Below are 24,614 nucleotides of genomic sequence, written 5' to 3'. Positions count from 1 at the left end.
CCCTCCTTCTAGGTGACCACGGAATGCATGGCACGTGTCCTTAAGCACGCACAACATGCACGCCAATGACGCTTATTTACCTGCATACACGCTTTTCCACCCTAAGCTGGTGGCTCCTCGGCGGCCAAGGCCTGCCTCATCGTGAGGCACACCCTTGCCGCATACAGGTAAATAGTTTAGCCACTCAATTATGTGAGCGAACCGCCTGTCTCTCCCATGTGCGCACCTGTAACACGTTTTCCCTTCCTCTACTTACTTCCCCTAAATTAACTTTCCCCTTTTGGCCATCCTGACCAATCATGTCTGCTACTATTTTACCTGAACTCATGACTCCAGGTAAACCCGCACCGGGGTGAGTTCCTGCACCCACAAAGTAAAGATTGGCGATATCCTCACTCACATTATGCGGACGGAACCAGGCCGACTGTGTCAGAATTGGCTCAACCGAGAAGGCGCTGCCCAGATGGCTGTTCAATGTATCCTGAAAATGCAACGGATCGATATAGTGCTCGCTCACAATATGCTTCGAGAGATCCGGCAGGTAGCGCTCCTCCAGGTAGCTAACGATCGAGTCCCGATAGGGCTTCGCCATCTGTGTCCAATCGATCCCACTGCCCAGGTGTGGTACCGGGGAGAGCACATACCAACAATCACAGCCCTCGGGAGCCATCGAGGAATCGGTCGCCGTTGGACGATGCAGATAGAGCGAGAAATCTTTCGCCAAAACCTTACGCTTAAAGATGTCATCCAGCAAACCTTTATAACGCGGTCCCATCAGGATTTCGTGGTGCGCGACATCCTCATACTTGCGATCCGTACCAAAGTAGATCACAAAGAGCGACATCGAGTATTGCATCTTCTTGATCCGGCTATCGGTATACTTGTGCCGGGCCTTCGCTGGCACGAGATTCAGATATGAATAGGCCACATCGGCATTGCAGACCACGCTATCCCCAGCAATATACGCTCCCGACTTGAGCACAACGCCATTCGTCAGGCCAGTGCGCTCGTCCACCCGGATCTGTCCGACCTCCTGGTTGAGATGCAATGTGCCTCCCATATCCTCAAACAGCTTAACCAGGCCCTTGACCAGTGCTCCGGTACCACCCTGAGCGTACCAGATGCCAAACTTGCGCTCCAACGTATGGATCAGCGCATAGATAGAGGTGCTCTCAAAGGGATTGCCCCCAATCAAGAGAGGATGAAAGCTAAAGACCTGGCGCAAGCGCTTATCCTTCATATACTGGTTCACCAGGCCCGCAACCGACTTATAAGCCTGCAAGCGCACCAGGTCCGGTACCACCTTCGCCATCGAAGACACTGTTGTAAAGGGCTGGTCAATTAATTCAAAGCCCCTCTCATAAATCTGCTCTGTATCCTGGGCGAAACGCAGATAGCCATCCACATCATCGGGATTAAAGCGCCGAATCTCATTTAAGATATGCTCACGATCACCAGCATAATGAAAGACAGAACCATCTTCAAAGCGAATATTATAAAAAGGATCGATCGACATCAAATTGACATAATCCGCCATCTTTTTGCCACAAAGCGTGAAGAGATCGTGAATCAGCCAGGGAGCCGTAATAATGGTTGGTCCCCCATCAAAAGTAAAGCCATCCTGCTCATAGACATAGGCGCGCCCACCTGGCTTATCGCGCTTCTCAAGAATGATCACTTCATGTCCCTGAGCCTGCAAACGAATCGCGGCGGTCAAACCACCAAAGCCACTACCAATAACAACAATCTTCATGGGCCTGCCCCTTACCTTTTTCCTCTATGTAACGCAACAATATTGTGAGCGCCAAAAAGCTACAACTATCTCCAGTATGCCCCTCACACAACAACCTGCCAGCAATGCGTTTATCAAGCCAGCCAGGCTCATCCACACACTGACATAGACGGGAAAAGTTAAGAAAAAGGGTAACAGGCAAATAAAACCGGGTGAAGCCATATCCTCTAGCATCACGTATTAAACTTAACGCTCGCCCTGCCAGATCAACAGAGACACAAAATATTTCGTCTACTGACTATGCTAAAGAAAAGGGCTTATCATCATTTACCAATGTAGCAACACAGCACGGTAGAAGGATACGCTTATGCAAGAGCATCACACCAACATGATTTTGCGCCTGGGCTGGCTTATCCTCTGGAGTATTGGCGCGCTCTTACTATTTCTCCTGGTCGCACGCATCCTGCCGCCTCTGGGCTATATGCAAATCCTGGCAGCTCTCGGCATGATCGCCACTGGCATCATCCTACTCCTCGCCTGAGAACATATAGACACCGTCAGCGCATGAGGTGCTTCAACTTGGGATGGACTTGCCCCATCCTTCTCCTCATACTCCCTTACTCTGCGAGCCACGCAGTGGCAAGAGGTCACTTCTACAAAAGCAAACACCCCACCTGATGAAATATCAGGTGGGATGTTGCGTATACGCTATTCTTTATTGATTAGGGCTGGCACTGCCACTCGTACCAGCTGTAGCCGTCGCGCTGGAAGATGTGGTAAGCGGCTTTGATGTTGGCGTAGGCATCATAAGGTGAGCTACCAGCCATAGGCGTCCCATTCCAGGTGCTTGGGTAGAGGATCTGGAAGACACCTGCCGCGTGGCTATTGCCAATCGCCTGCGTGTTGGTCGCGTTCGGATTAAAGTGCGACTCACAACGGGCGATGTTGATCGCCTGGTTGGCGTGAGGACCAAAGACCTGGCGAATCATCGAAACGACATCCGCATTGGCATTAGCCGTGTGAACTTTAGCAGAGGCTGTCCGCGCACCCAAACCAAGCATGGCGGTCATCATCATAACACCAAACAGTGTTGCCATTCCAAGCTTCAGCAGCAAGCTCTTTACGTTCTTCGCCTGTTTGGATGTCTGGATAGTATGCTCTTTCACGTATGCTCCTTTTACCTTTTACAAAATCAGTCAAAATCAGTGATTGTATCTCATTAGTGGTACATCGCTTGTGTCCAGGCACAAACGTTTGGGGGTGACTTTATATATCTCATGTCACCGCGTCTTGACACTAAAGATATACGGCTATCATTTCCCAGACTTGAGAAAACATAGTACCCCCAGGCTATAGCAAGCAATTGACAAAAGCATCTAAATATTATTTAGCAATACTTTAGAAGCACTAAAACCAGGACCCCATAAGACTTGAAGGCACATAAAAAGCAATAACGACTTCTTATAAAGCAGAGAAGGATAGTACCAGAGTAGTACCAGTGGGGGCATGCAAGCCTCAACTCCCCTCATAAGAGTAGGGTCATGCGGGTGTCTATGTCGGGCACGTGCCCGACATAGACACCCGCATGACCCTTTAACACACATTGGCTTGCTTAAATATGGTAAGATGTACACTAACTTGGCAGAAGCATAATTTTGCAGAGGGCATTGCCTGAAGAGGTTTGTTTATGAATCGTCGCGCACCTAACTACCATCCAGGATTAATGAGTGATATGTATCATCCAGATTCAGCATATGTTTCGTGGCGCACCGGCTATAATGGACTCACAACCTTCGATCTCTATACCCGTACAGCACCCTTCGGTGGTACCTATATGCTGGTTGCAGGTCTGGAGGCCGCGCTTGAGTTTGTGCAGGCCTTCCGCTACAGCGACAAAGAACTGGAGTTCCTCGCGCGCATCCGCGACTACGATGCCTCATTCCTCGATGAACTGGCGCAGACACGCTTTACAGGTGAAATCCTGGCCTTACCAGAGGGCTCAATCGCCTTTCCTAATGGACCTATTATGCGCGTGACGGCCCCCTTCCGCGAGGCTATATTGCTGGAGGCCGGACTGCTACAGGCCATAGGGCTTTCAACTCTGATCGCCACTAAGGCTTCGCGCATTGTCTATGCCGCTGAAAAAGGTCGTACACGCCGCGTGGCAGAGTTCGCCTTCCGCCGCGCTCAGGAGCCTATGACGGTGGCGCGTGCCTCCTACATTGGTGGCTGTGCCAGCACCTCACTGCTCAATGCCGCCTATGAGTATCGCCTACCCGCGACAGGAACCGTGCCTCACGCCTTGATCGAGATGTTCCCAACCGAGGAAGAATCTTTCTACGCCATTGCTGAGGCCTATAATCGCTATACTCTGCTCCTGGATACCTACGATGCACGTGCAGCGGTCCATAAAGCTATTGAGGTCGCGCTACGCACGCAAGAGACGATGGGGCATACCCTTGCTGCAGTTCGCCTGGATAGTGGCGATCTCGCCTCTGATAGTATCTATATCCGCGAACAGCTCGACAAGGCCGGACTACACAGCGTACGCATTCTTGCCAGTGGTGACCTGGACGAGTGGAAGATCAGTGAACTACTCGAGGCCGGAGCGACAATAGATTCCTTTGGCATCGGGACCACTCTGGGCTATGGCGCGGGCTCCGTTGAGCGTGGCATCGCCGGTGGCTCGCTTGGAACCGTCTATAAAGAGGTCTGGTACGTCGACGAGTCAGGGACCGAATATCCCAAAATGAAGATCGCAGGCGCCAAAAGTACCTGGCCGGGCAAGAAAGAGATTTATCGCCACCCCAACTGGGAAGAGGATGTCATTCAGCTTTCCCATGAACCACATCCAGAGGGCTACCAGCGCCTGCTGCGCCCCGTGGTACGCAACGGCGAGATCATTCCCGGTAGCCTCCCCCCACTCTCAGAGATCCGCGAGCTGGCCCAGCAAAATCTGGAGGCGCTTCCGGCCAGATATCGCACCCTCGCACCAGAGCAGTGCTATCCTGTACGCTTCAGCAATGGTCTGCAATCGCTCCGCAAACAGGCTGCACGCTTGATTGGCGTCGACCTCGATTAGGACTATTGTCCGCCATTGCCGCGAAAATAAACACCTGTGATCTTGTGCATAGCGCCGCATCTCTCGCGTCGCGCGCAAGATCACTCTTTTGTGGGAAGAAAAAATGTACCCGAATATGCTGCCCAATCGTTAGAAACAACAGAGCTACAAAAACTGAGAGGTAAGGTTAAACATTTAGGATGCCAGAACGTATCGCCACCCCCATTGAACAAGCTATCCATACGCCCATGCTTGCTCCCGAGCTTGAAACGCTCAAGCAGCCTGAAACACCCATTAAAGCGCTTCCAGAGAAAGAGGTTATTATCTGGACGCCGCGCTTTATGGTGACATTCGCGCTACTGGCGGTCATCTGGCTGAGTGCTGGCAGCCTGATAGCTCAGGGCCTGCAAAATCATCTGCCCTTCCTATCTCCCAACAGCAAGATCCTCCTCGTCGAGACCGTATTCGTCTTTGGGGGCTGGATTACCCTTCTCTTTACCTCACGCAACACCTGGCTACGCCTGGGAAGCATCTGTGGAGGCGCCTGGGGAATACTCTCGCTCCTTAACTTTGCGCTGCGGACCTTCATCCCCCACCTGGATGATGCCCTCATCGCCTACTTTACAACCGCGCCCTCTATTGTGCTGCTGGGCACCTATGCCTGCCTCTCCATCCATCGCACCCCCATCAAACGCTGGGACAGCTATTTTGTCGCCCTGCTTCCTCTCGTCGGCGCCCTGGTCGTGCTGGGCCTCTATTTTTTCAGCCCTCTCGATGCGCGCTCCCTAGAGAACATCGAGAGCTGGATGGGCATCACGGCACGCTGCCTGGGTATCGCCATCTGGTGGCTACGCCCCTCTTGCTGGAAAACACAAACCAGCCCCACCATCCTGTTTGGGCTTGCCTCGCTCCTCTCACTCCTCTTCAGCATCCCCAGGCTCATTACAGGTGCTGACAGCGTCTTCCTCCCCCAGGTAGCGATGCTCTGCTTCTTCCTGGCCCTCTGCCGCCTCATCCAGGGCGAACTCCGCCACCAAAAGCACACTTAGAGGCTATAAACTTCTTAGCACCCACAATATTTCAGACATGGTCAGAAAAGGTAATGGCTACAACGCTTTCACCTCCTGTCATCACTAATATACGCCCCACAAATTTCTCAACCCTCAAACAGAGTCAGGGAATGTGATGACCATGACTCTCACCACTCACCCTCATCGCTAATATACGCCCCACAAATTTCTTAACCCCAAACAGAGTCAGGGTGTGATGGCGCGGCTGGCGGAGCCAGCCGCGCCATCACACCCTAAACCAGCGAGCCACGTAGTGGCGAGAAATCCCTAAACATTGATAACATGGGTCAGCGCCAACACAATCAGCAGCGAGCTATACGCATTATTGAGCGTATGCAAAAGAATTCCTGGCCAGATGGAACGCATGCGACAGCGCAAATAGCCAAGAATCAAGCCAATCACCAGCAGGACCGCAAACGAACCGGGATCAAAGTGCGCCAGAGCAAAGACAACCGCGCTGATAATAATCGCCCAACCATTGGACATGCTCCGGCGCAAGCCGCCGAGTAAGAAGCCACGGAAGAAGATCTCCTCGCAAATGGGCGCAACAAGCACACCAGCCGCCAGCGTGGCATAAGTAGTAAGCGGATCGATCCTCCCTTTCTCAAAAATGTACTGGTCATTGGTCTGGATCGGCAAGTGGAAGGTCGTAATCACGGCCTGGTATACAAAGTTTGCCAGGTAGATCAGAAAGAAGAAGCCAATGATGACGACACAGGCATGCCAGACATGGAAACGCCTGAACCCCAGCCCTTCCAGGGCAGTCCGCCAATGCGATTTCCCTTCAGCAGGCCGGGTTGTGCGCCAGGCTATAAGCAATGGTCCCGCTATGAAGACGCCTTCAACCAGGGTAGCCAGGACAAGGGTCAGGAAGGCTTTGAGAGGGTTATTGGTGCTGGAGACCGTACTTGCGGTATAACTGGAGTAGATGATGGCGGAGACAAGCCAGAGGACGGCGGTAAGCACCACACCCAACATGACATCATTAAGCGTCCAGGGCGCGATGTCGCGCTCCTCTTGCCTTATAGCTGAAGCCTCCTTTTGCGGAGGCATAGCAGAAATATTTGGATCAGACTTCGGTTCAAACAACGGTAGCTCCGGTTCTAACAGCGTCTAGAAACGCCGCTTGCCTTGTAATACACTGCAATCCTGCACCAAGGGATGGTTACTCAAGTGACTTCAGACAGCCAGGTGAGCGCGCTATGCCATTCTATAGATAGTACGATTAAGCCTTGAGAGAGGATACGCTTTTCAGGACGAAACTGTTCAGCTTTCCACATTTCCCATTTCACAAGAAATTGGTGAATAAGGACATATTTTATCCTGAAGAGAGTGTATGCTCTAGAGAGTACTTTATAATGGTTGTCTCAAATAGTTTATACCACAAGGAAACTGCTATGGCTGCACAGACTGCTCTCCTGTTGATTGATGTCCAAAATGGCCTGTTTGATGAGGCATATGAAGAAGAGGCTGCGGTCTTACATATTCTCGTCGAGTTGCTTGAACGGGCACGCGATCAGCAGGTCCCGATCCTCTATATCCAGCATGGTGGTGGATCTGGGCATCCGCTAGAACCCGGTACTCCAGGCTGGCAGATTCATCCCCTGGTTGCTCCTCATTCTGAGGACATTATCGTCCACAAGAGTGCCTCCGATGCCTTTTATGAGAGTTCACTGCACGACACACTTCAATCACTTGGGGTCACGCGTCTGGTGGTGACCGGCGCCCAAACAGAATATTGTGTCGATGCCACCTGCCGCCGTGCCGCCTCCCTCAACTACGATGTGTACCTGGTAGCCGATGGTCATACCACTAGCGACAATGGCAAGTTGACCACCGCTCAGATTGTCGCCCACCACAATCATCTTCTCGCACAGCTTGCCCATCCCACCCATCCTATCAGAGTGCTCCCTACAACAGACATTACTTTCTAGCGCCATATACAATCTCCTGGCTCTTCCATAAAGGGTAAGTGGGGGCGCGTATCGGCTCTTCCATAAAAGGTATGCGTGGGGGCATACACCTGCTCTTCCATAAAGGGTAAGTGTGTGGGGGCGCACTGGCTTCGCCAGTGCGCCCCCACACACTTACCCAGCGAGTCACGCAGTGGCGAGAAGTCGCAAGGGGGAAATCACAAGTAGAGCGAGCAATGGTGGAGTTATAGCGGGAGTAACGTCATCTTACAGCTATTATACCATAAACTGACCCGTTTTGTCTGTAGTCTTTGCTCTATTATTCTAAAAACAATGTGATATACTACGGGTACCCCTAGTAACTTCGATATACGAAACAATTTAGGAAGGATAAGGAGACAATTTGGCAGGCGAAATCTACACTCATCCATCTGAAAATTCAAATTGGCGGAAACACAAGAATGCCTGCCCTTGTTACCGGGAACGCTGGTTTCCCTGCAACGATGTCTCAGGAGAGCCCATGTACCAGGTCTTTTGCCTGCAAGGGACCCCGCCCGAGACCTTAGAAGAGCAGGATAAATGTTTCCGCAGCAAAACGCGCTGCTGGCGGCTTAGCGAACAGAAAAAAGCCTCATCGAGCCAGGCTGCGGCAGGCACACAAGAAGAACCCGTCAAAGTAAGCCGGAGCGAGAAACGAGCCAGCAAAGCCAGCTGAGCCCTACCTACACTTCCCATGTCTCTTCACCAGGCCATAGACCTGGGTCAGAATAAACAAACAAGGGAGACTTGTCCATAAGAACAAGTCTCCCTTGTTTGTTTTCTGATCTTGCGACCGTGCGACTACTCGCGCTCGCTCGAATTATACACGTAGGTCTCGAGGATATCCTTGTACTCGAAGAGCTCCTCGGCTTTGAAGAAGCGAGGAACCTCGGCTTTGGCCGTCTCCAGGGAATCGGAGCAGTGGATGAGGTTCGCCTGCACGCTCATGGCAAATTCGCCACGAATGGTGCCAGGAGCCGCCTCGCGCGCCTTGGTGATGCCACAGAGCGCACGGACCGTGTCGACGGCCTCGACGCCCTCAAGGCAGAGCGCGACCACGGGGGTAAGCTGCATGAAGGATTTGACCTCGGGGAAGAAGCTGCGACCCACCAGGTGGCTATAGTGCTCGTTGAGCAGCTCATCCGAGAGGCGCATCATTTTGAGGCCAGCGATCTTCAGACCTTTGCGCTCAAGACGAGTAATTATTTCACCGACCAGATCGCGCTGGACTGCGTCGGGTTTCAGCAGAACAAGAGTTCGCTCCATGGTTACAATAAATCTCCTTAATATAATGGTTGTGTAATTGCAGTGCTAGTCTCTGTGGCATTGCGCCGCAGATAGGAGGGTGAGGCTATCGGTCACGACGACCAACACCCTCACCCTCCTACCTGCTGCATTGCCCTCTGTGCCCGAAAAAGCAAGCGTTTCAGGCGAAATATGCTCCATGTATGCATGGCTAACTGCCATGCGCACGCGCAGTATAGCAACTCGAGGCTGGAAGATCAATGGATGCTACACATCCAGGGCGGTGTACAGTGACATTGAGTGTGGGCCCGACGCTGCTAAAGCACGTGTCTACATATGGTTGTTATATGTAGATGTGTGCTTTAGCAGCGTCGGGCAACCGTCAAGGATCAACCTTTCTGCATCCCGCGCCTAGTAGCCGGTGGTGACCAGTTCGTTCAGTTGCGCGCAGGCTTTCTTCATCTCCAGGCGTACGCGACCCATATTACCTTTACCTGTTGTTGTCACGATCAGGATCAAATCGCCCGCCGCCTCCATTTGAATCGTCCCCTTCTTCGTCTCGATGACAACGTGGCTGGTTTCCCCATTGCTAATCTGCTCAGTAAAACTGGTAATGGAACCAAATGCGGCTGCAGACATAGCGCCGACGACCTCCTCGTCTTCGCTATGCAGTATACCCGAGACGATCAAACCATCTTTCCCCACCAGGATGGCATCGTACACCTCGTCAAGGTCAGTCAGCCGTTGCAGAATAGTTTCCACGTCAGAACTCCTTATTGATGATTAGGACTTAGCCTTCTTCGCCATGGTCAGCGCCTTATTATACGCCTCCATTGCCTGGAGGTATTCCCCCTGGCGCATGTATGCATCTCCCAACACACGATAGCCGGCTGCATAATTGGGCGCCAGCTTGAGCAATGCCCGGAGATTGCTTACCACTTCTCCCAGCACCTCTGGCGAGGTACGAACCAAGACGCGATACTCTTGCATCGCCTCGTCATAGTCGCCCACCAGTTGATACTGATAGCCCTTGAGTAAGCGCTCCTGGGGCTTGCCGCTCCCTTCGCTTGCCGCTGATTTGCGCTCCACGGGTCGGCTGCGTACCACAGGGGCTTGCGATTCTTTCGCGTTACGCTGCATCGGCTGAAGGCGTATCGCGGGCCGCTTCATGGTTGTTTCCAGGCCATCTTCCAGGAAGGGATTCGGACGCGCCTTCGACTGCGGCGAGGGCTTCTCCATCTCAGGTTTGGGCGAGGCCGCAAATGGCGTAGCTGGCTGGACAGGGTCCGACTGAGGCCCTGGCTCGCGTGTGACTGGCTGTACCGGCATGGGAGGAACGGCACCTAGTGCGGCCACCCATGAAGGCTGTTCCGCTGACGGTTGTGGCTCGGGCGCGACACTCGCGGCTGGCTGGACAGGAGCTTGCGGCTCTTCCTGAGCGCGCTGGCTCACCAGGCCTAGCTGGGCCAGGGCGGAAGAGAGTGAGGTACTCTCCTGAGACTCGGACTGGCTCGACTGTAATTGCTGCTGCCAATCCCGCGCTTCTGATTGGCTCGGCTGTAATTGCTGCTGCCAATCCTGCGCTTCTGATTGGCTCGGCTGTAACTGCTGCTGCCAGTCCTGTGCTTCCGGTTGACTTGGCTGTAATTGCTGCTGCCAGTCCTGTGCTTCCGGTTGACTCGGCTGTTGCTGCCACCCTTGCAGTTCGCGCAAGAAATCGGGCGTCGCTCCCTGAGGCTCCTGCTTCAGGGCCCCCAGGTAGTCTGGAATCTCCGAAAACTCTGGCTGCTCTGGCTGCTCTGGCGTGGCTGGTTCTGTTTCCGCCAGGGAGGAGAGGCTGTGTGGTTCCATGGGGACAAAGCCCTGTGAGTAGAGGTTTTTCTCCAGATCCTCTAGTGAGCTGACAACGCTCTGCTCATTCTCGTTCGTGCCTGGTGCCTCCGCTTGCGCTGGCTCAGGCGCCTCGTTGAGGGGCGCAGGCTCGGCGGAGCGTGAGAGTTGAGACATCCACGAGGGGGCGGGCAAAGGCTCGGCGGGCGCTGTCTCCGAGGAACCAAGTAACTGGCTTGCCCACTCAGGCATGGCGGCAGACGCACCTGGCTCGCCGCCCATATCGCTGGAGAAGTTCCAGGAATCAAACGTAGGCAGTGACGCCGCCTCTTCCTGTGGAGCCTCATGATGTCCTTCTGGCTGCTCAAGGTGTGCGCTGGGCGTGGCTGCGTATCCCGACCAGGAGGCAAAGGGGTCTGCTGATCCCGGCTCTGGCGCAGGCTGAATGGGTTCGGAGGCCATGGGCAGTTCGACGCTGGGTTTGGGCTGCTCTGCGGGCTGAGGGCTCACAGGCGCCTCTGACTTCGCGACAGGTTTGGAGGCTTCTGGCCTGGCTTTGGAGAGCGAGATAGCAGGCATTTCCATGCTATTCTCCCTGCTCTCGGCTCCTATCGACTTCAGCCAGGAGGGGCCGAAGGAAGACTCTTCCTCGTCATCATCCATGGCAAAGGGCGAGGTAAAGGCGTCTTCATTAGCCTTAGCCTCGGCTTTCACTTCAGGAGTTACCAGAGGCTGGGAAGCCGCGGCTGGTTGAGATGGCTGGACTGGCGTTGGTGGCTGCTGAGATTCAACCGGAGCAGAGGCCTCCTGAGGCTCACCAGCAGGCTCTGCCATACGCTGGCGCTCGCCCTGGGTCAACATATCCAGCCATTCTGTGGGTGTTGCTTCACCCTTATTCAGAGTGGTCGACGCCTCCCAAACGCCACTAGATGGTTTGTTTGGCGCTGTGGTGGCTGGTTCACTGGCGGAAGGCTCACTGCTTATGCCGGACCAGGAGGCGCTGGAAGGCTGTTTCGAGGGCTGCTCAGGCTCGGCGGCTGGCGAGGATGCTTCGTCATCAAACGAGGAGGAGAGATATTTACGGGCCTCGGCCAGCAAGGCACTGAGGTCCGTTTGGTTCGACTGATTGGTAGTGGCAGCGGCGGGTCGGTCAACACCGGGCCAATTCCAGGTAGAAGAGGAACTAGTCGGGGCTTCTGCTCCAGGCATAGAGGCTTCACTGGCAGGCGCCTGTTGTGCCTCCTGAGATTCGGCACCAAAACCAGGCCAACTCGGCCGGCTCGACGAGGTGCTTGACTGCTGTTGTTCGGGAATGACATCAAAGCCAGGCCAACTCGGTCGGCTTGATGAGGTGCTTGGCTGCTGAACCTCCTGGGAGGCTGCATCGAGGCCTGGCCAGCTGGGACGGCTCGACGAAGTGGATGGCTGAGGAGCAGATACTTCCTGAACGGATTTGTCCAATGCCACCGGGTCTCGCTGGATAATGGCCAGGAATGGCTCGTGGGCAGGCGTCTGCTTCGCCAACAGATCGGCAAAGAGTTCTTGTGCCATCAGCAAATCAGGGTCGAGAGCCTCGGCGCGCTTGATGAGATCTTCAGCCTGGTGCATATCACGCGGCGAGATGATGTGGGCGAGGAGAAGTTGCGCCTTCAGGCAGCCGGGCACATCCTGCAAAATCTGGCGCGCAAGCTGCTCGGTTCGATCATACAAGCCCTCACGCCAGAGTGCCTCAAGCAGACCCAAACGCGCGTCTAGTCGTTCAGGGGTCACGGCGAGGACCGCCTCCCACTCCTGAATAGCCTGTGTTACCAGGTCACCACGCGTATAGAGCCGGGCCAGACCTGCGCGCGAGAACATAAAGCCCTGCTGACCCGCCCTGGCACTGAGCTTATTAAACTCCTCGCGAATGTGGCTATTGCCGCGGCTCAACTCATAAGCCTGCTGGTAACAATCGAGGGCCGTATCAAAATCCGAGAGACTCTCGCTAATTAAGGCCCGGTCACAATACACAACTACATTCTCGGGATCATTCATCAACACCCAGTCGAAGGCCTGTTGAGCTTCTTCTAATTTCCCCTGAGCGAAATAGACCTCACCGAGCAGGCGTTGCGCTTCCAGAGACTCAGGATGCTGAGCCAGAATATGCTGACAACGAGCCAGGGCCTCTTCATGCTCGCCTCTGCTGATCAGATCCTCGGTCTGTTGTAAATAATCACGAAGCGTAGTTGGCGGATTCGTTTGTAGCTTGGTTTGTGCCATAAAACAAGGTCTCCTCTTCCCGCAGCATTACACACCTGTAAGCAACTTCTCAAACTCACCTGCTCGCTGTGTTCCATCTGGTCCAATAATCGCCAGGCGACGCCATTGGGGCGCGAAACACGACTGTGCTACACGCTGTACATCCTGTACAGTCACGGCGTCAATATGGGCAATGATATCATCGATCTCCCGCACCTGGTGCTGCGCACACTCCTGGCTACCCAACCAGGATGCTACCTGCTGGGTTCCCTCAAGCCCCAGCAAGAAGCCACCACGCACATAGGCTTTGGTGCGCGCTAACTCTTCGTCCGGTACTGGCTCTGTGCAGAGGTGCTCCAGCTCCACCAGGATGGCCCGAACGGTGGCATCAATACTCGAAGGGTCAACACCCGCGCTCACCACCAGGCTCCCAGTCTCATGGTAACAGTTCAGATAGCTACCAATATCATAAGCCAGACTCTGCTCCTCGCGAATCGACTGGAAGAGGCGTGAGCTCATTCCATCACCCAGTAGAGCATTGATAAGCAAAAATGTAAAGTAGTCGGCAGAGCGATACGAGGTCCCCAGGGTGGTCAGGCAAACGTTTGTCTGCTCAGTGTCCTTCTCAATCATACGGACAGGTGCCGCATTGACGGGGGCAGCGAGGCACTCCAGCCTGGGAACTCGCTCGGCTCCCAGTCCCCGAATAGCTCTTCAGTCACCTGGCGCACCTGCTCAGGATCAATATTGCCAGCGACGCTGATCACCAGCGAGTTAGGGCGATAAAATGTGTGGAAATAATCCAGCATTTGCTCAAGCCTCAACTCTGAGACAGAATCGACAGTTCCGGCATCATCGCGTCCCAGGGGGAGAGCAGGCCACATCACCTCGTCAGCCAGGAGATTCACCCATTCCTGGGGATCATCCTGTGTTGAGCTGATCTCTTCAATAATCACATTGCGCTCTTTTTCGACCTCGGTTGGATCAAAAAGTGGGCGACGGAACATATCAGCAAAGACCCGCATGACCGCAAAGAGTTGTTCCGCGGGTACGCGAGCCGTATAATTCGTCAGTTCCTTCCCCGTGCTCCCATTAAAGACACCCCCGACTCCTTCAATCGCCTCGGAGATAGCCCTGGCAGAAGGATAGTGCTGCGATCCCTTAAAAAGCATATGCTCAATGAAATGGGACACACCCGCGACGTGGTTATCCTCATGACGCGAACCTACCATAAAGAAGAAGGCAATACTGGCGGAACGCATACCAGGCATTGAGGTAGTAAGTAGACGTAAACCATTAGGCAGAGTCGTTCGCTCGTAGTTCATGCGCAGTTCTGGCGCTTGGCCTCGTAAGAGGCAAGAAGGCACCAGTTCTCCTTATATTTCCTGATCAAAATAGGACTAATACAATACCAACAACCCGGACAGCTTATTTTTCTGCATACGGAGACGAGAGTATCTCGCCGTATTATAGACGGTTTCAGACGTTGCCGCAACTAAACAGAAAAGGGAGATAGCCAATTTTGGTATATTGAAGGTATGAGAGTGCCCGCTACTGGCGTACGCGGCTACCGCCATATATAGCCGCGTACGCCAGTAGCGGGCACAGATGCACCAGTCAGATTAGAGGCCGATATTATCCATAAAGCCGAGCAGGCCACCATTATCGTCGTCATCCTCGCGTCGATGATGGTGATGATGCTGGCCCTCGACCAGGTTCTCAAGGAGCATCTCGCCGCCAATCACCGCGGCGGCACCTCCCAGCGCCCCCATGGCATACTTGCCTCCATTCCCCTGCATAAAGCCGCCGGGCTGCTGGCCAGGAGCCATCGTGTTCATGGGCACGGGCACGACACCTGCCAGATTGGTGCGGCAGCCACGACAGTAGGCGGTCCCGATAGGAGCCATCGCCATACAGGTGGGACAACGCAGCACCATCTGCCCCTGGCCCATCATGGGATCGGGCTGATACGCGCCATAAGGCTGCTGGGCTGGCTGGGGATACTGTTGCCCATACTGCTGCTGTTGCGGATACTGCGGCGGATAGGGCTGTTGTGGGTAGGGTTGCTGCTGTGGATAGGGCACCTGATTCGGATACTGCGGCGCTTGCGGATACTGAGGCTGCGCTGGCTGAGAGGGATACTGTGGATACTGTCCCGACGAGGTATAGGGAGGGGTCGCCTGGAGCTGAGAGCCACAATTTGTGCAGAAGGCGCTGGACAAGGGCAACTCAGCATGACACGAGGGGCAGGCCCGCGTCGTGGGCGCCGAAGCGACAGGTGCAGCCCCTTTAAGTGAGCCGCCGCAATGTGCACAGAAAGCTGCATCTGCGCGCACAGACCCCTGACAGTGGGGACATGTCCGCATGGGCTGAGCAGCCTGCACAGATGTACCGCACTCAGGACAAAACTTCTTTCCGGTGACATCAGCACCACAAGATGTACAGGTCATGGTTTTAGAGTTCTCCTTGAAAAGCGCATCGTAGTTCTTCTTGCATCTAAGACGCAGTGTAGCATAGTTTTTAGCACACGTCGAGCACAGAAAAGGGGAAAGAAAAGAGTGCGCATAAAAGCCGGGGCAATGCCCCGGCTTTTATGCGCACTCTTTTCTTTCTGAGGATCTTATTCGACGAGCAGGTCGGCGATGCGCTCCTCGATAGTTTTGGCCGTGGGATAGAAGGCAACCTCTTCGGGCGCGTTGTAGGGAGCGGCTGGCGCTGCGACCGCACTGATGAATGTTGGCGAGCCGTCCAGGTCGTAGAAGCAGTTCTGGACGATCCAGGAATGCACATGGCGACCATAGCTGGTCAGATCGGACTCCTCGGTCACGACAACGACGCGATTAGCCTCTTTGACTGCGGCAGCGACGGTCGCTTCATCGAAGGGCACCAGCGTGCGCAGGTCAACTACCTCAATCGCGCCTCCCTCTTGCTTGACGATATTGGCTGCGGCGGTACAGGCCTCAAGAGTCATCGAACCCCAGGCGACAATCGCCACGCTCACCGGGCCTTCGCCGATGCGAATACGGCGCGCCTTACCAATGGGGAGGGTATAGTAACCCTCGGGGACGCTCCAGTACTCGGCCATCTGGGGGATGATATTGCCATCAGCATCCTTGGGCGGCTCCGAGCGATAGAGGCGACCACGCTCCAGGAAGGTCACAGGCGACTGCGAACGCGCAGCCTGTAACAACAGGCCCTTGGCATCAAAGGGGGTCGCGGGACAGATGGTAATCATGCCAGGAATATTGGTAAACCACTGCTCTCCGGCATTGGAGTGGCCAAAGGCGCCGCCGCCCGCGGTACTGCTGGAGATGGGGCCACCACCACCGCTGCCCGACTTAGTGCGAATAATCATGGGCGCGTACCAGTCGCCAAAGCTCTGATAGGAGGTACGAGCCGCCAGGCGCACAGTCTGGGTCGACGACTGATGGTAGTCGACAAACTGGATCTCGGCACAGCGTGCCTTACCATCGACCATGCCAGCGCCCGCGACCAGGCCCACGATAAGCTGCTCGTTCAGCGGGCTACTGATGGCGCGCTCAGGATATTTCTGCACGAGGTTGGCAGTCGCGCCAAAGACGCCGCCTTTGGGGCTACCAACATCCTGACCGTAGACAAAGAAGTTGGGATCGCGGTCGGCCAGCTCGACCAGGGCCTCATTGATCGCACCCAGCATGGTCAGAGGACGCCTGGCACCACGAGGAATATTCTCATGCCACTCGGGAACAGCCACGACATGCTGCATCACGCGGCTGCCATCCGGCTCCGGCTCTTGCAAGACCTCGCGCTCAACGCGATCCAGCTCTGAGCGAATTTCTTTGCGCATACGCTCTGGATCGCCTTCCTGCAAGTGACCGTTTGCCACCAGCCAGCGGCCAAAGTTCTTGACCGGGTCCTTGGTCTCGGTCGTGAGCGCGATCTCTTCTTTCTTGCGGTAGGACTTGATATCTGTGCTACTGGAATGCGGATCAAGCAGACCCAGGCGCAGATGCATCAGGACTGGACCCTGGCCGGAACGAATACGGGCCACGAAGCGTTTGCTCGCCTCATAGGTCGCCATGATATCTGTACCATCGACCTCTTCCGCGTAGACGCCAGCGCCCTTTGCCCACTCCACGAGCGAGCCGGCATACTGGATCACTGAGGGGGTCGTAATCGCCCAATTATTATCTTCAATGACCATGAGCACAGGGAGCTGATGCACAGCCGACTGGCGCAGAAGCACGCTGAAGTCGTTAGTGGCTGAGCCACCATCACCTGTAGAGCACATAATCAGATCTTTGCTTGCATGCTGCTTAAGCGAGAAGCCGACGCCGCCCGCGAAGGGAGCCAGGCCTCCAACCTCGCTTACACCTGGGAGGATGCGATGGCTCCGGCTGCTATAGTGCGATGGCATATTGCGCCCGGAGCACATGGGGCCAGTTGAGCGAGAATAGGCCTCGCGCAGAGGTCCATAGACATCGCCTGTGCGCTGGAGCCAGGCGGCCAGGTCACGATAGTAAAGCGCGAGCCAGTCACTTTCTTGCAAGGCAGCCACGACCGCTGCCATACCCTCATGCCCAGCACAACCAATATAGAAAGGGAAACGACCCTGAGTCTTGCGAGTCTTCAACAGGTCGTTGATGGCTCGTGCGGTAACCATGGTGCGGAAAAGTGCAATGACATCTAGCGGCTGTGCTAGAGTATCAGCTTCCGTAGCTTCGATATTCACTGTCATATGCAATAGCCTCCGTAAGTCTGCACCGACGTTCTGGGCATCGTTCAAACTCCTACAAATTCGAAATTTTGTATTTTGTATTTTACAACCTATTCCCACTCCCCATTATAAGGGTGGGACCCCTGAAAAACAAACAGCAGAGAGAGCACATGTATGGAGAGTGCGGCATCGTTGCGGCACAACCACCTCTCTCTTGCTGGAAACAGCAATTCTCAGAACTGCACTCGTATAATACCATACCAGAGACGACGCTGCTAAACGCACGCGTCTACATATCATGGGACGAGGAGGGAAGGGGCACGACGCTGCTGAAACACGCGTCTACATATCATGGAGCTGAGAAAGGTAACCATTCTGCATAGAGTAAGTTGGAGGATCCATGCTTGGCATGGGCGTGGTGGTCGTCGCTACGCTCGGAGTCCATGCAAGCATGGACCCTACATGATTTGGGGAGCTGGCACTTCCACACCCTCATATTCCACACGTGATACACTGCTTATAATATCAATGTCGAAAAGGAAAGGCAGCATTTAAGAGCTATGCAGCAATATTTTCCTGATAAGATCCTCTATGGTGGGGACTATAATCCGGAACAGTGGTCAGAGGAGATCTGGCGCGAGGATATGCGCCTGATGAAACTGGCCCATGTAAACATGGTTTCAATTAATATCTTCTCCTGGACTTTGCTAGAGCCAGAACCGCATAAATATCACTTTGAGCAACTGGACCGCATTATGGATATGTTGGCAGAGCATGGTATCTACGCGGACCTGGCGACCGCGACTGCCTCGCCTCCAACCTGGATGAGCCGCCTTTACCCCTCAATGCTTCCAGTGACACAGCAGGGCGTGCGCATGAGCCATGGCTCGCGCCAGCACTACTGCCCAAACAGCCCCGATTACCGGCGCAAGGCCGGCGCGCTCGTTGAACAGATTGCAACGCGCTACGCCAAACATCCTGCCTTGAAGATGTGGCATCTCAACAACGAATATGGCTGCCATACAGGCGCCTGTTATTGTGAGAATTGTGCCGCCGCGTTCCGCAAATGGCTACAAGAACGCTATCAGACGCTAGACAAGGTGAACCAGGCCTGGGGAACCACCTTCTGGAGCCAGCGCTACTATGAGTGGGAAGACGTGCTGCCGCCGCGTACCACGCCAGCGCAGACCAATCCCACGCAAACGCTGGATTACTGGCGCTTTATGAACGATTCACTGCGCGGATGCTACGAGTTGGAGGAGGAGATTCTCCGCCGCGCCACGCCGTCTATCCCCTTGACGACCAACCTGATGGTGGCCTTCAAACCCGTCGATGCCTTCGATTGGGCCAAACATATGGACATCGTTTCCTTTGATATGTACCCAGCGCCTCATGACGGCGCGGCCCAGGTCGCCATGCCGCATGACATCATGCGTGGAGCGAAGGGCGGGCAGCCTCACATCGTCATGGAGATGAGTCCGAGCCAGGTCAACTGGCAGTCACAGAACCCCCATAAACGACCAGGACAACTGCGCATGCACATTATGCAGTCCATCGCGCATGGAGCCAATGGCGCGCTCTTCTTCCAGTGGCGCCAATCCATGGCGGGCGCGGAGAAGTATCATAGCGCGGTCGTCTCGCACGAGGGAAGCGAGCAGAACCGCATCTTTAAGCAGGTAGCCCAGGCGGGTGCCGAACTGGCGAAGCTGGCCCCACAGGTCGCCAACACCCGCATTCACGCTAAGGTCGCGCTCCTCATGGACTGGCAGAGTTGGTGGTCCTCCGAATATCAGCCGGGGACAAGCAATCAGTTGCGTTACTATGAACAGATCCTTACCTATTATAAGGCGCTCTATGCGCGGAATATTGCGGTGGATATCGTGTCCCCCGAGGCGGAGCTGGGCGAGTACAAACTGGTCATCGCGCCCCTGCTGCACATGATCATGCCAGGTGTGGAGCAGAAGCTCAAAGGCTTTGTGGAGCTGGGAGGAACTTTCCTCACGACCTTCTTCAGCGGCATCGTCGACGAGCATGAGCATGTCATCCCAGGCGGCTATCCCGGAGCGCTCCGCGAACTGCTCGGCATCTATGTTGAGGAGTTTGATCCCCTGACACCGCAGATGTCCAACGAGGTCGTTATCGAAGAGGGAGAGTTGCGCGGGCGCTATGCAGCGACCAAGTGGGGCGAGCTGGTACATCTGAAGGGCGCGCAGGCTCTGGCAAGGTTTGGGCAGGACTACTACGCGCAACAGCCAGCGATCACTGAGCATAGCTATGGGCAAGGCAAGGCCTACTATGTCGCGACGCACGCTGAGCAGCGACTGGTACACACGCTTATCAAGCAGATTTGCGCGCAGGCAGGCGTAGAGCCAGTTCTAGACACGCCAGAGGGCGTCGAGGTCACGCTACGCGAGGGCGAGCACGGCGAGAAGGTTTACTTTGTGCTCAATCAGAGCAAGGAGCGGCAGCAGATCACTCTGCCAATGGGAAGCTATACCTCCCTCCTGGACGAGAGAAAGGTTGAGGGAACGGTAGAGATGGGACCGTTGGACGTGCTGGTATTGAAGAAATAAATATTATTTGGGTCGGAGGCGTAGAGTGTTCCGCCAGCCTGCGGCTGGCGGAACACTCTACGCCTCCGACCCAAATAATATAAAAAAGACGTTGTGTTACGCGTTGGGGAGGTTCTGGTCGTGGGAGGTGCTGGAGAGCTGGTTGCGGATGAGGGCGCGTTCCTGGTTAAGGAGGGCGTCTTCGATACGCTGGCGATGTTTGGGGAGGGTGTTGGCGGGGATGGCATCTGGGGAGAAGAAGCGGCATTCGCGGGATTCAAGGGTTGTGGTTAGTTCGCCGCCAGTGATACGACAGAGGAAGGAGAGGACAACCTCTTGCTTCTGGGGCTTGGAATAGACGCCTACGAGGCGCTCGACGGCGACCTGGAGGCCTGTTTCTTCCAGGACCTCACGGCTGACGGTCTGCTCAAGCGTCTCTCCAAGTTCCATGCCGCCACCGGGCAGGTTCCACCAGTCGATATCGCTGCGGTGGGCCAGGAGAATCTGGCCCTGGCGAAAGATCAGGGCGGAGATCCCGATGCGAAATTGGGCGAGATTAGTCACAGAATTAAGTGATTCAGACATTGGTATTTCTCCATGATATTGGACAGTCAGCCCTCCTGCATGGGCGGCTGCGTTCCCCTAATAGCCTATGCAGATCTATTTTGCCTATGACATGGATCAGGCGTGACCACGCACCCATACCACTGCGATAAATCGCCTCGCGCGCGATAAATCGGGCGCCTATGGGATTTGATAGTTGGTTGCGTGGCCGGATCATATTTTAAAATAGAGTTGGGCGGCGTTGTCGTGCAGGATCAGGCGGGCAAGGTGCTGGGCCTGGGATGTGTCGAGTTCGTCGGCGTCGATCATCTCTTGCAGGACCTGAGCCAGGATGGTGCGGACGCGTTTGGCGCCTACCCAGAGCATTTCAGGGACATTGATACCGTCAGAGCTATAGGTTAGCTTGCTGGCGGGCGCGATGCTCAGGGCCTGGCGGGTGAATGTGAGCATTTCAAGTTTTTCGACAAAGGGAATGGTATACGAGAGATCAAAGTAGACATTGGGATAGATCGCGGCCAGGTAGGCCCCAAGCTGCACATAGGGATAGCTTTCGTGCAGGAGGACGATGGGCATACGCTGATAGTCGCCCCGCTCGAAGATGGCGCGCAGGTGTAGCGGATTGCCCAGGCGCATATCGGTATCGCCATCGCCATAGCCGGTATGAAACTGCACTGGAAGCTCTTGCTCAGCCGCCTGCTCAAAGGCTTGATGTAAGAGATAGTCAAGCAGGGGCTTGTGCATTAAACGTAGCTCGCCATGTCGGGTAGCCTGGGCGCGGGCCTCGGTAAAGGCCGCGACCGCCTCATCTTTTGACCATTCCGCGACCTCCAGGCCTGTGCGGTAGGCCACGATACTCTTCAGGCCACTGTAACCAAGCTTACGGGCGTGGCGTACCGTTTCGCTATAGCGCGCGACCACCTCATCGAAATCGGTATGTGCCTGAATAAGATCTTGCATCAGGATCTCCAGGCGCAGGAGGGTTGCTACCCGGACACCACCCTGACTGGCAATCTGCTCGGGAGCATAACAGGTTGTGGGCGGTGGGTAGGCAGAGTCGAGCACCAAGGCCTCGATATAGGCATCCGCGAAGAGGCGGTGCACCAGGTCTGCGGTATCGAAGCGTGAGCGAGCCGCGATTATCTCATCTTCAAGCGGTTTGCAGCCATAGAAGGCTGCGGCCTGGCGCAGAAACCAGAGGTAGTAGATGGAATGCGAGACATGCTTCTGGGCAAAGCTGGGATGGGTCGCCTCGCTGAAGTAGCCACGAAAAGTCTGAGCATCCATCCGCTGCTGAAGCAGGAAGGGATGGCAATGATTATCGATAATAGGAATAGTGTTTAGATCGAGCATAACACACCTCTTAGCCCAGGCGTGACAAACGACGAGCACGGCCGTATAGGCATACAGGATAGCATGTCTGTTTGCTGAGGGCAAGATTAAGTTTTACTTTTTTGTTTGCCGCCTGCGTCGGCAAACAAAAAAGTAAAAAGGGATTTTTTCGGGGACACCCCGAACCCCGCCAGGGGCGCTGCCCCTGGACCCCGTTTGCACCAACTTGCACATCACATTAGTCAGGATAGGTATTTGCATTTGGGTTGGTAAGGAGTGTATGGGAATGAGGGGCGAGATTGTGAGCGATCCGGGTTTGGGATGCGAGATTGGAGGTGGTGTCAGGAGTTTGGGTGGAATGGCGGGTGTTGGGGGAGAGGATTCGGGAGTGTCGGAGGGGTTTGAGGAGTGGGTGTCTTCGGAGTTAGGGAAGAGGAGAATGTGAGCGATCTCGAATTTGGGCTGGTGAGGATGCTGGGCCAGGAGTTCGGGGACGAGGGGTTTGATGAAGGGATGGAGGGTGTAGTGGCCATGGGAGACGGTGGTAAGCAGGTTGGCTTTGGCCATTTTGCTGAGGAGTTGGCGCACGCAGGTGTAGTCGAGGCCAAGCGCGGCTGTGACCTGGGCAGGTGAAAGGGGGTGCTCACAAGTGTGGATAAGATGGAGGATGGTGAGGCGTTCGGGTGTGAGAGTTTTATGGGCGCTGAGTGTTGTGAGGGCGAGATTCTCTTCGAGGGAGGCGTGACGGAAATGAATGTGAGAGGTTGGGCAATGCAGGGTGAGGGAGAAGGGAGCAAGCGAGGAGCCGAGTATATCGAGATGGTAGTAGTTGGAGACGGGAAGTCGTTTGAGATGGAGGTGATGATCGACGGAGGCCGCCAGGGAGGAGGAGCGTTTGCAGGTATGGAGAACGGGAATACTGATATTCTGCTGCTCGGCGAGGCGACGCAGGAGCGAAAGCAGTTCGCGGTCGTTACCTTTAAAGAGGGGGCGTAGGGAGGCCAGGTTATCGATCACGAGCAGGCGTGTATCGGGATAGCTAGTAAGCCAGCTTTGAAGCTCATGCAGGCCCTCGGTGGGCGTAAGAGGGGTCCAGGTATTGGTAAAGAAGAGATTGTTGGGTGAGGGAGTGCCGGGTTGGGTCGACAACAGGCGTGAGCGGAGTTCGTGAAGGCGGAGCAGAGAATGATCAAGGCCGAGGTAGAAGGCACGGCCGCGAGTGGATTTGAAGGGTTGGGAGTCATCGTGATCCTCGCCAGCGAAGGAAGACTGACCCTGCGTGACATTGAGCATGAGTTGGAGGGCGAGAGAGGTCTTGCCGGAGCGGGATTCGCCGCTGAGGAGCGTCAGGCCTACGGGAAGCAGATTTTGGATGGGCCAGATGCTCGTGATGGGTGAGGGCTGAATGAGGTCATTCAGTCCGGTGAAGGGCATAAAGGGGCGGGCGAAGAGGTTGGTGTAGGCCTGCGGGTCGTGTTTCGTCATGTAAGCCTCCATGTGGGAAGTAGAGGGACGTTTTCACGAGGTGGAGAGATGGAAGGTGTAGAATACAATACAATACAATCTTATAATGTTATGCGATATACATTTATAGTATGTCCGACAAGAGATGGTTTGTCAAGTAAAAGAGGAAATATTGAAGAAATTGAGTAGGAAGAAGGAGCCCGCTACTTGCGTACGCGGCTACTCGAGGGGGAGACGCTCTGGAGGGCGGGGAGTAAAGGGTACATTATTATCACCTGGCGCGACTTAAGGGTGTCGCGCCAGATGATAGGTTGCATTGGTTTCTCTCTACCAGCCGCCTCCCCAGCCTCCTCCCCAGCCGCCTCCCCAACCACCGCCGCGCCAGCCCCAACGGGGTCCCCAGCCTCCATACCAGCCCCAACGGGGTCCCCAACCCCAGCTACTTCGCCAGCCCCAACCGCCTCCCCAACCGGGTCCCCAGCCTCCACCGCGCCAGCCCCAGCCACCTCCCCAACCAGGTCCCCAGCCGCCGCCACGCCAGCCCCAGCCGCCGCCGCGCCAACCCCAGCCTCCACCGCGCCAGCCGCCTCCCCAGCCAGGCCCCCACTGTATAGCGTGACTACCTATATTCACGGCTATGGGGGTCTGCACCTTCGTGGATGCGAGGGTGGCTGCGGATGAGCTTGTTGCTGTGGTTATGACTAAGGCAATAGCAAAGACAGTGCTAAGGAGGGCTAGACAGAGAGTTTTCCGTAGAACGGAGTGTTTCATGTCTTTTCCTTGTACTGCACCTGTGTTCACCCACAGTTGTCATTTACACCATTTGAGAACGCTACTACGAAGTGTGACTTCCAGGAGAGCACTATAGGGTCATTGCTTGC

The 24,614-nt window shown here is 55.1% G+C and carries 20 protein-coding genes; 6 read left to right on the top strand and 14 right to left on the bottom strand.

Annotated features, from left to right (window positions below; all coding sequences use genetic code 11):
* Window positions 1-184 precede the first annotated feature (184 nt).
* Window positions 185-1,753, bottom strand: a complete 1,569-nt coding sequence (locus tag JMJ04_RS17790; RefSeq protein ID WP_201371784.1) for a phytoene desaturase — start codon at window positions 1,751-1,753, stop codon at window positions 185-187.
* A 346-nt stretch (window positions 1,754-2,099) separates the two neighbouring features.
* Between JMJ04_RS17790 and JMJ04_RS17785 the strand changes: the two genes are divergently transcribed.
* Window positions 2,100-2,273, top strand: coding sequence for a hypothetical protein (locus tag JMJ04_RS17785; protein ID WP_201371783.1), 174 nt, complete (start codon window positions 2,100-2,102; stop codon window positions 2,271-2,273).
* Window positions 2,274-2,454: 181 nt separating this feature from the next.
* Here JMJ04_RS17785 and JMJ04_RS17780 read toward each other — a convergent pair whose 3' ends face one another.
* Window positions 2,455-2,898, bottom strand: coding sequence for a transglycosylase SLT domain-containing protein (locus JMJ04_RS17780; protein WP_201371782.1), 444 nt, complete (start codon window positions 2,896-2,898; stop codon window positions 2,455-2,457).
* A 521-nt stretch (window positions 2,899-3,419) separates the two neighbouring features.
* Between JMJ04_RS17780 and JMJ04_RS17775 the strand changes: the two genes are divergently transcribed.
* Together JMJ04_RS17775 and JMJ04_RS17770 are read left to right on the top strand one after the other, a co-directional pair.
* A complete protein-coding gene (locus tag JMJ04_RS17775) occupies window positions 3,420-4,814 on the top strand; it encodes a nicotinate phosphoribosyltransferase (RefSeq protein ID WP_201371781.1) in 1,395 nt (464 codons plus the stop codon).
* Between the two features lie 179 nt (window positions 4,815-4,993).
* Window positions 4,994-5,842, top strand: a complete 849-nt coding sequence (locus tag JMJ04_RS17770) for a hypothetical protein (protein ID WP_201371780.1) — start codon at window positions 4,994-4,996, stop codon at window positions 5,840-5,842.
* A 288-nt stretch (window positions 5,843-6,130) separates the two neighbouring features.
* Here JMJ04_RS17770 and JMJ04_RS17765 read toward each other — a convergent pair whose 3' ends face one another.
* Complete coding sequence (locus tag JMJ04_RS17765; RefSeq protein ID WP_201371779.1) at window positions 6,131-6,916, bottom strand: type II CAAX endopeptidase family protein; 786 nt, start codon at window positions 6,914-6,916, stop codon at window positions 6,131-6,133.
* Between the two features lie 344 nt (window positions 6,917-7,260).
* Here JMJ04_RS17765 and JMJ04_RS17760 point away from each other — a divergent pair, with 344 nt between their 5' ends.
* Together JMJ04_RS17760 and JMJ04_RS17755 are read left to right on the top strand one after the other, a co-directional pair.
* Window positions 7,261-7,797 (top strand): cysteine hydrolase family protein, encoded by a 537-nt coding sequence (locus tag JMJ04_RS17760; RefSeq protein WP_201371778.1) that lies wholly within the window; start codon window positions 7,261-7,263, stop codon window positions 7,795-7,797.
* A gap of 499 nt (window positions 7,798-8,296) precedes the next feature.
* Window positions 8,297-8,491, top strand: a complete 195-nt coding sequence (locus JMJ04_RS17755; RefSeq protein WP_201371777.1) for a hypothetical protein — start codon at window positions 8,297-8,299, stop codon at window positions 8,489-8,491.
* A 125-nt stretch (window positions 8,492-8,616) separates the two neighbouring features.
* Here the strand turns inward: JMJ04_RS17755 and ndk are convergent, their stop codons facing one another.
* The 7 genes from ndk to JMJ04_RS17720 form a co-directional block, all read right to left on the bottom strand.
* Window positions 8,617-9,081, bottom strand: a complete 465-nt coding sequence (gene ndk / locus JMJ04_RS17750; protein ID WP_201371776.1) for a nucleoside-diphosphate kinase — start codon at window positions 9,079-9,081, stop codon at window positions 8,617-8,619.
* Window positions 9,082-9,471: 390 nt separating this feature from the next.
* Window positions 9,472-9,822 (bottom strand): roadblock/LC7 domain-containing protein, encoded by a 351-nt coding sequence (locus JMJ04_RS17745; protein ID WP_201371775.1) that lies wholly within the window; start codon window positions 9,820-9,822, stop codon window positions 9,472-9,474.
* A 21-nt stretch (window positions 9,823-9,843) separates the two neighbouring features.
* Complete coding sequence (locus JMJ04_RS17740) at window positions 9,844-13,149, bottom strand: tetratricopeptide repeat protein (protein WP_201371774.1); 3,306 nt, start codon at window positions 13,147-13,149, stop codon at window positions 9,844-9,846.
* A gap of 27 nt (window positions 13,150-13,176) precedes the next feature.
* Window positions 13,177-13,761: a M16 family metallopeptidase gene (locus tag JMJ04_RS48050; RefSeq protein ID WP_201371773.1), complete on the bottom strand. Its 585-nt coding sequence runs from the start codon at window positions 13,759-13,761 to the stop codon at window positions 13,177-13,179.
* Complete coding sequence (locus JMJ04_RS48045) at window positions 13,758-14,495, bottom strand: M16 family metallopeptidase (protein ID WP_201371772.1); 738 nt, start codon at window positions 14,493-14,495, stop codon at window positions 13,758-13,760. Before JMJ04_RS48045 ends, JMJ04_RS48050 begins: the two co-directional genes overlap by 4 nt.
* A gap of 255 nt (window positions 14,496-14,750) precedes the next feature.
* The gene (locus tag JMJ04_RS17725; RefSeq protein WP_201371771.1) at window positions 14,751-15,578 is read right to left on the bottom strand and encodes a zinc ribbon domain-containing protein; all 828 of its coding nucleotides are present in this window, start codon (window positions 15,576-15,578) and stop codon (window positions 14,751-14,753) included.
* A 170-nt stretch (window positions 15,579-15,748) separates the two neighbouring features.
* Window positions 15,749-17,845: an alpha-ketoacid dehydrogenase subunit alpha/beta gene (locus JMJ04_RS17720; protein WP_201371770.1), complete on the bottom strand. Its 2,097-nt coding sequence runs from the start codon at window positions 17,843-17,845 to the stop codon at window positions 15,749-15,751.
* A 539-nt stretch (window positions 17,846-18,384) separates the two neighbouring features.
* Here JMJ04_RS17720 and JMJ04_RS17715 point away from each other — a divergent pair.
* Window positions 18,385-20,397, top strand: coding sequence for a beta-galactosidase (locus JMJ04_RS17715; RefSeq protein ID WP_201371769.1), 2,013 nt, complete (start codon window positions 18,385-18,387; stop codon window positions 20,395-20,397).
* 96 nt (window positions 20,398-20,493) lie between these two features.
* Here JMJ04_RS17715 and JMJ04_RS17710 read toward each other — a convergent pair whose 3' ends face one another.
* From JMJ04_RS17710 to JMJ04_RS17695, 4 genes are all read right to left on the bottom strand, one after another.
* A complete protein-coding gene (locus JMJ04_RS17710) occupies window positions 20,494-20,961 on the bottom strand; it encodes an NUDIX hydrolase (RefSeq protein ID WP_201371768.1) in 468 nt (155 codons plus the stop codon).
* A gap of 192 nt (window positions 20,962-21,153) precedes the next feature.
* The gene (locus tag JMJ04_RS17705; protein ID WP_201371767.1) at window positions 21,154-22,290 is read right to left on the bottom strand and encodes an amidohydrolase family protein; all 1,137 of its coding nucleotides are present in this window, start codon (window positions 22,288-22,290) and stop codon (window positions 21,154-21,156) included.
* Between the two features lie 93 nt (window positions 22,291-22,383).
* A complete protein-coding gene (locus JMJ04_RS17700; protein WP_236038060.1) occupies window positions 22,384-23,754 on the bottom strand; it encodes an AAA family ATPase in 1,371 nt (456 codons plus the stop codon).
* A gap of 306 nt (window positions 23,755-24,060) precedes the next feature.
* Window positions 24,061-24,504 carry a hypothetical protein gene (locus JMJ04_RS17695; protein ID WP_201371766.1) on the bottom strand — a complete coding sequence of 148 codons (444 nt, stop codon included), beginning with the start codon at window positions 24,502-24,504 and terminating at the stop codon, window positions 24,061-24,063.
* Between the last annotated feature and the right edge of the window lie 110 nt (window positions 24,505-24,614).

Origin of the sequence: Ktedonobacter robiniae, assembly GCF_016587375.1 — a bacterium.
GTDB classification, from domain to species: Bacteria; Chloroflexota; Ktedonobacteria; order Ktedonobacterales; family Ktedonobacteraceae; genus Ktedonobacter; species Ktedonobacter robiniae.
This window is presented reverse-complemented; position numbering and strand designations above follow the sequence as displayed.

Coding starts and splice junctions, on each gene's coding strand:
- JMJ04_RS17790 (WP_201371784.1), bottom strand. CDS start 1,753: ATGAAGATTGTTGTTATTGGTAGTGGCTTTGGTGGTTTGACCGCCGCG.
- JMJ04_RS17785 (WP_201371783.1), top strand. CDS start 2,100: ATGCAAGAGCATCACACCAACATGATTTTGCGCCTGGGCTGGCTTATC.
- JMJ04_RS17775 (WP_201371781.1), top strand. CDS start 3,420: ATGAATCGTCGCGCACCTAACTACCATCCAGGATTAATGAGTGATATG.
- JMJ04_RS17770 (WP_201371780.1), top strand. CDS start 4,994: ATGCCAGAACGTATCGCCACCCCCATTGAACAAGCTATCCATACGCCC.
- JMJ04_RS17765 (WP_201371779.1), bottom strand. CDS start 6,916: ATGCCTCCGCAAAAGGAGGCTTCAGCTATAAGGCAAGAGGAGCGCGAC.
- JMJ04_RS17760 (WP_201371778.1), top strand. CDS start 7,261: ATGGCTGCACAGACTGCTCTCCTGTTGATTGATGTCCAAAATGGCCTG.
- JMJ04_RS17755 (WP_201371777.1), top strand. CDS start 8,297: ATGTACCAGGTCTTTTGCCTGCAAGGGACCCCGCCCGAGACCTTAGAA.
- ndk (WP_201371776.1), bottom strand. CDS start 9,081: ATGGAGCGAACTCTTGTTCTGCTGAAACCCGACGCAGTCCAGCGCGAT.
- JMJ04_RS17740 (WP_201371774.1), bottom strand. CDS start 13,149: ATGGCACAAACCAAGCTACAAACGAATCCGCCAACTACGCTTCGTGAT.
- JMJ04_RS48050 (WP_201371773.1), bottom strand. CDS start 13,761: ATGATTGAGAAGGACACTGAGCAGACAAACGTTTGCCTGACCACCCTG.
- JMJ04_RS17725 (WP_201371771.1), bottom strand. CDS start 15,578: ATGACCTGTACATCTTGTGGTGCTGATGTCACCGGAAAGAAGTTTTGT.
- JMJ04_RS17720 (WP_201371770.1), bottom strand. CDS start 17,845: ATGACAGTGAATATCGAAGCTACGGAAGCTGATACTCTAGCACAGCCG.
- JMJ04_RS17715 (WP_201371769.1), top strand. CDS start 18,385: ATGCAGCAATATTTTCCTGATAAGATCCTCTATGGTGGGGACTATAAT.
- JMJ04_RS17710 (WP_201371768.1), bottom strand. CDS start 20,961: ATGTCTGAATCACTTAATTCTGTGACTAATCTCGCCCAATTTCGCATC.
- JMJ04_RS17705 (WP_201371767.1), bottom strand. CDS start 22,290: ATGCTCGATCTAAACACTATTCCTATTATCGATAATCATTGCCATCCC.
- JMJ04_RS17700 (WP_236038060.1), bottom strand. CDS start 23,754: ATGACGAAACACGACCCGCAGGCCTACACCAACCTCTTCGCCCGCCCC.
- JMJ04_RS17695 (WP_201371766.1), bottom strand. CDS start 24,504: ATGAAACACTCCGTTCTACGGAAAACTCTCTGTCTAGCCCTCCTTAGC.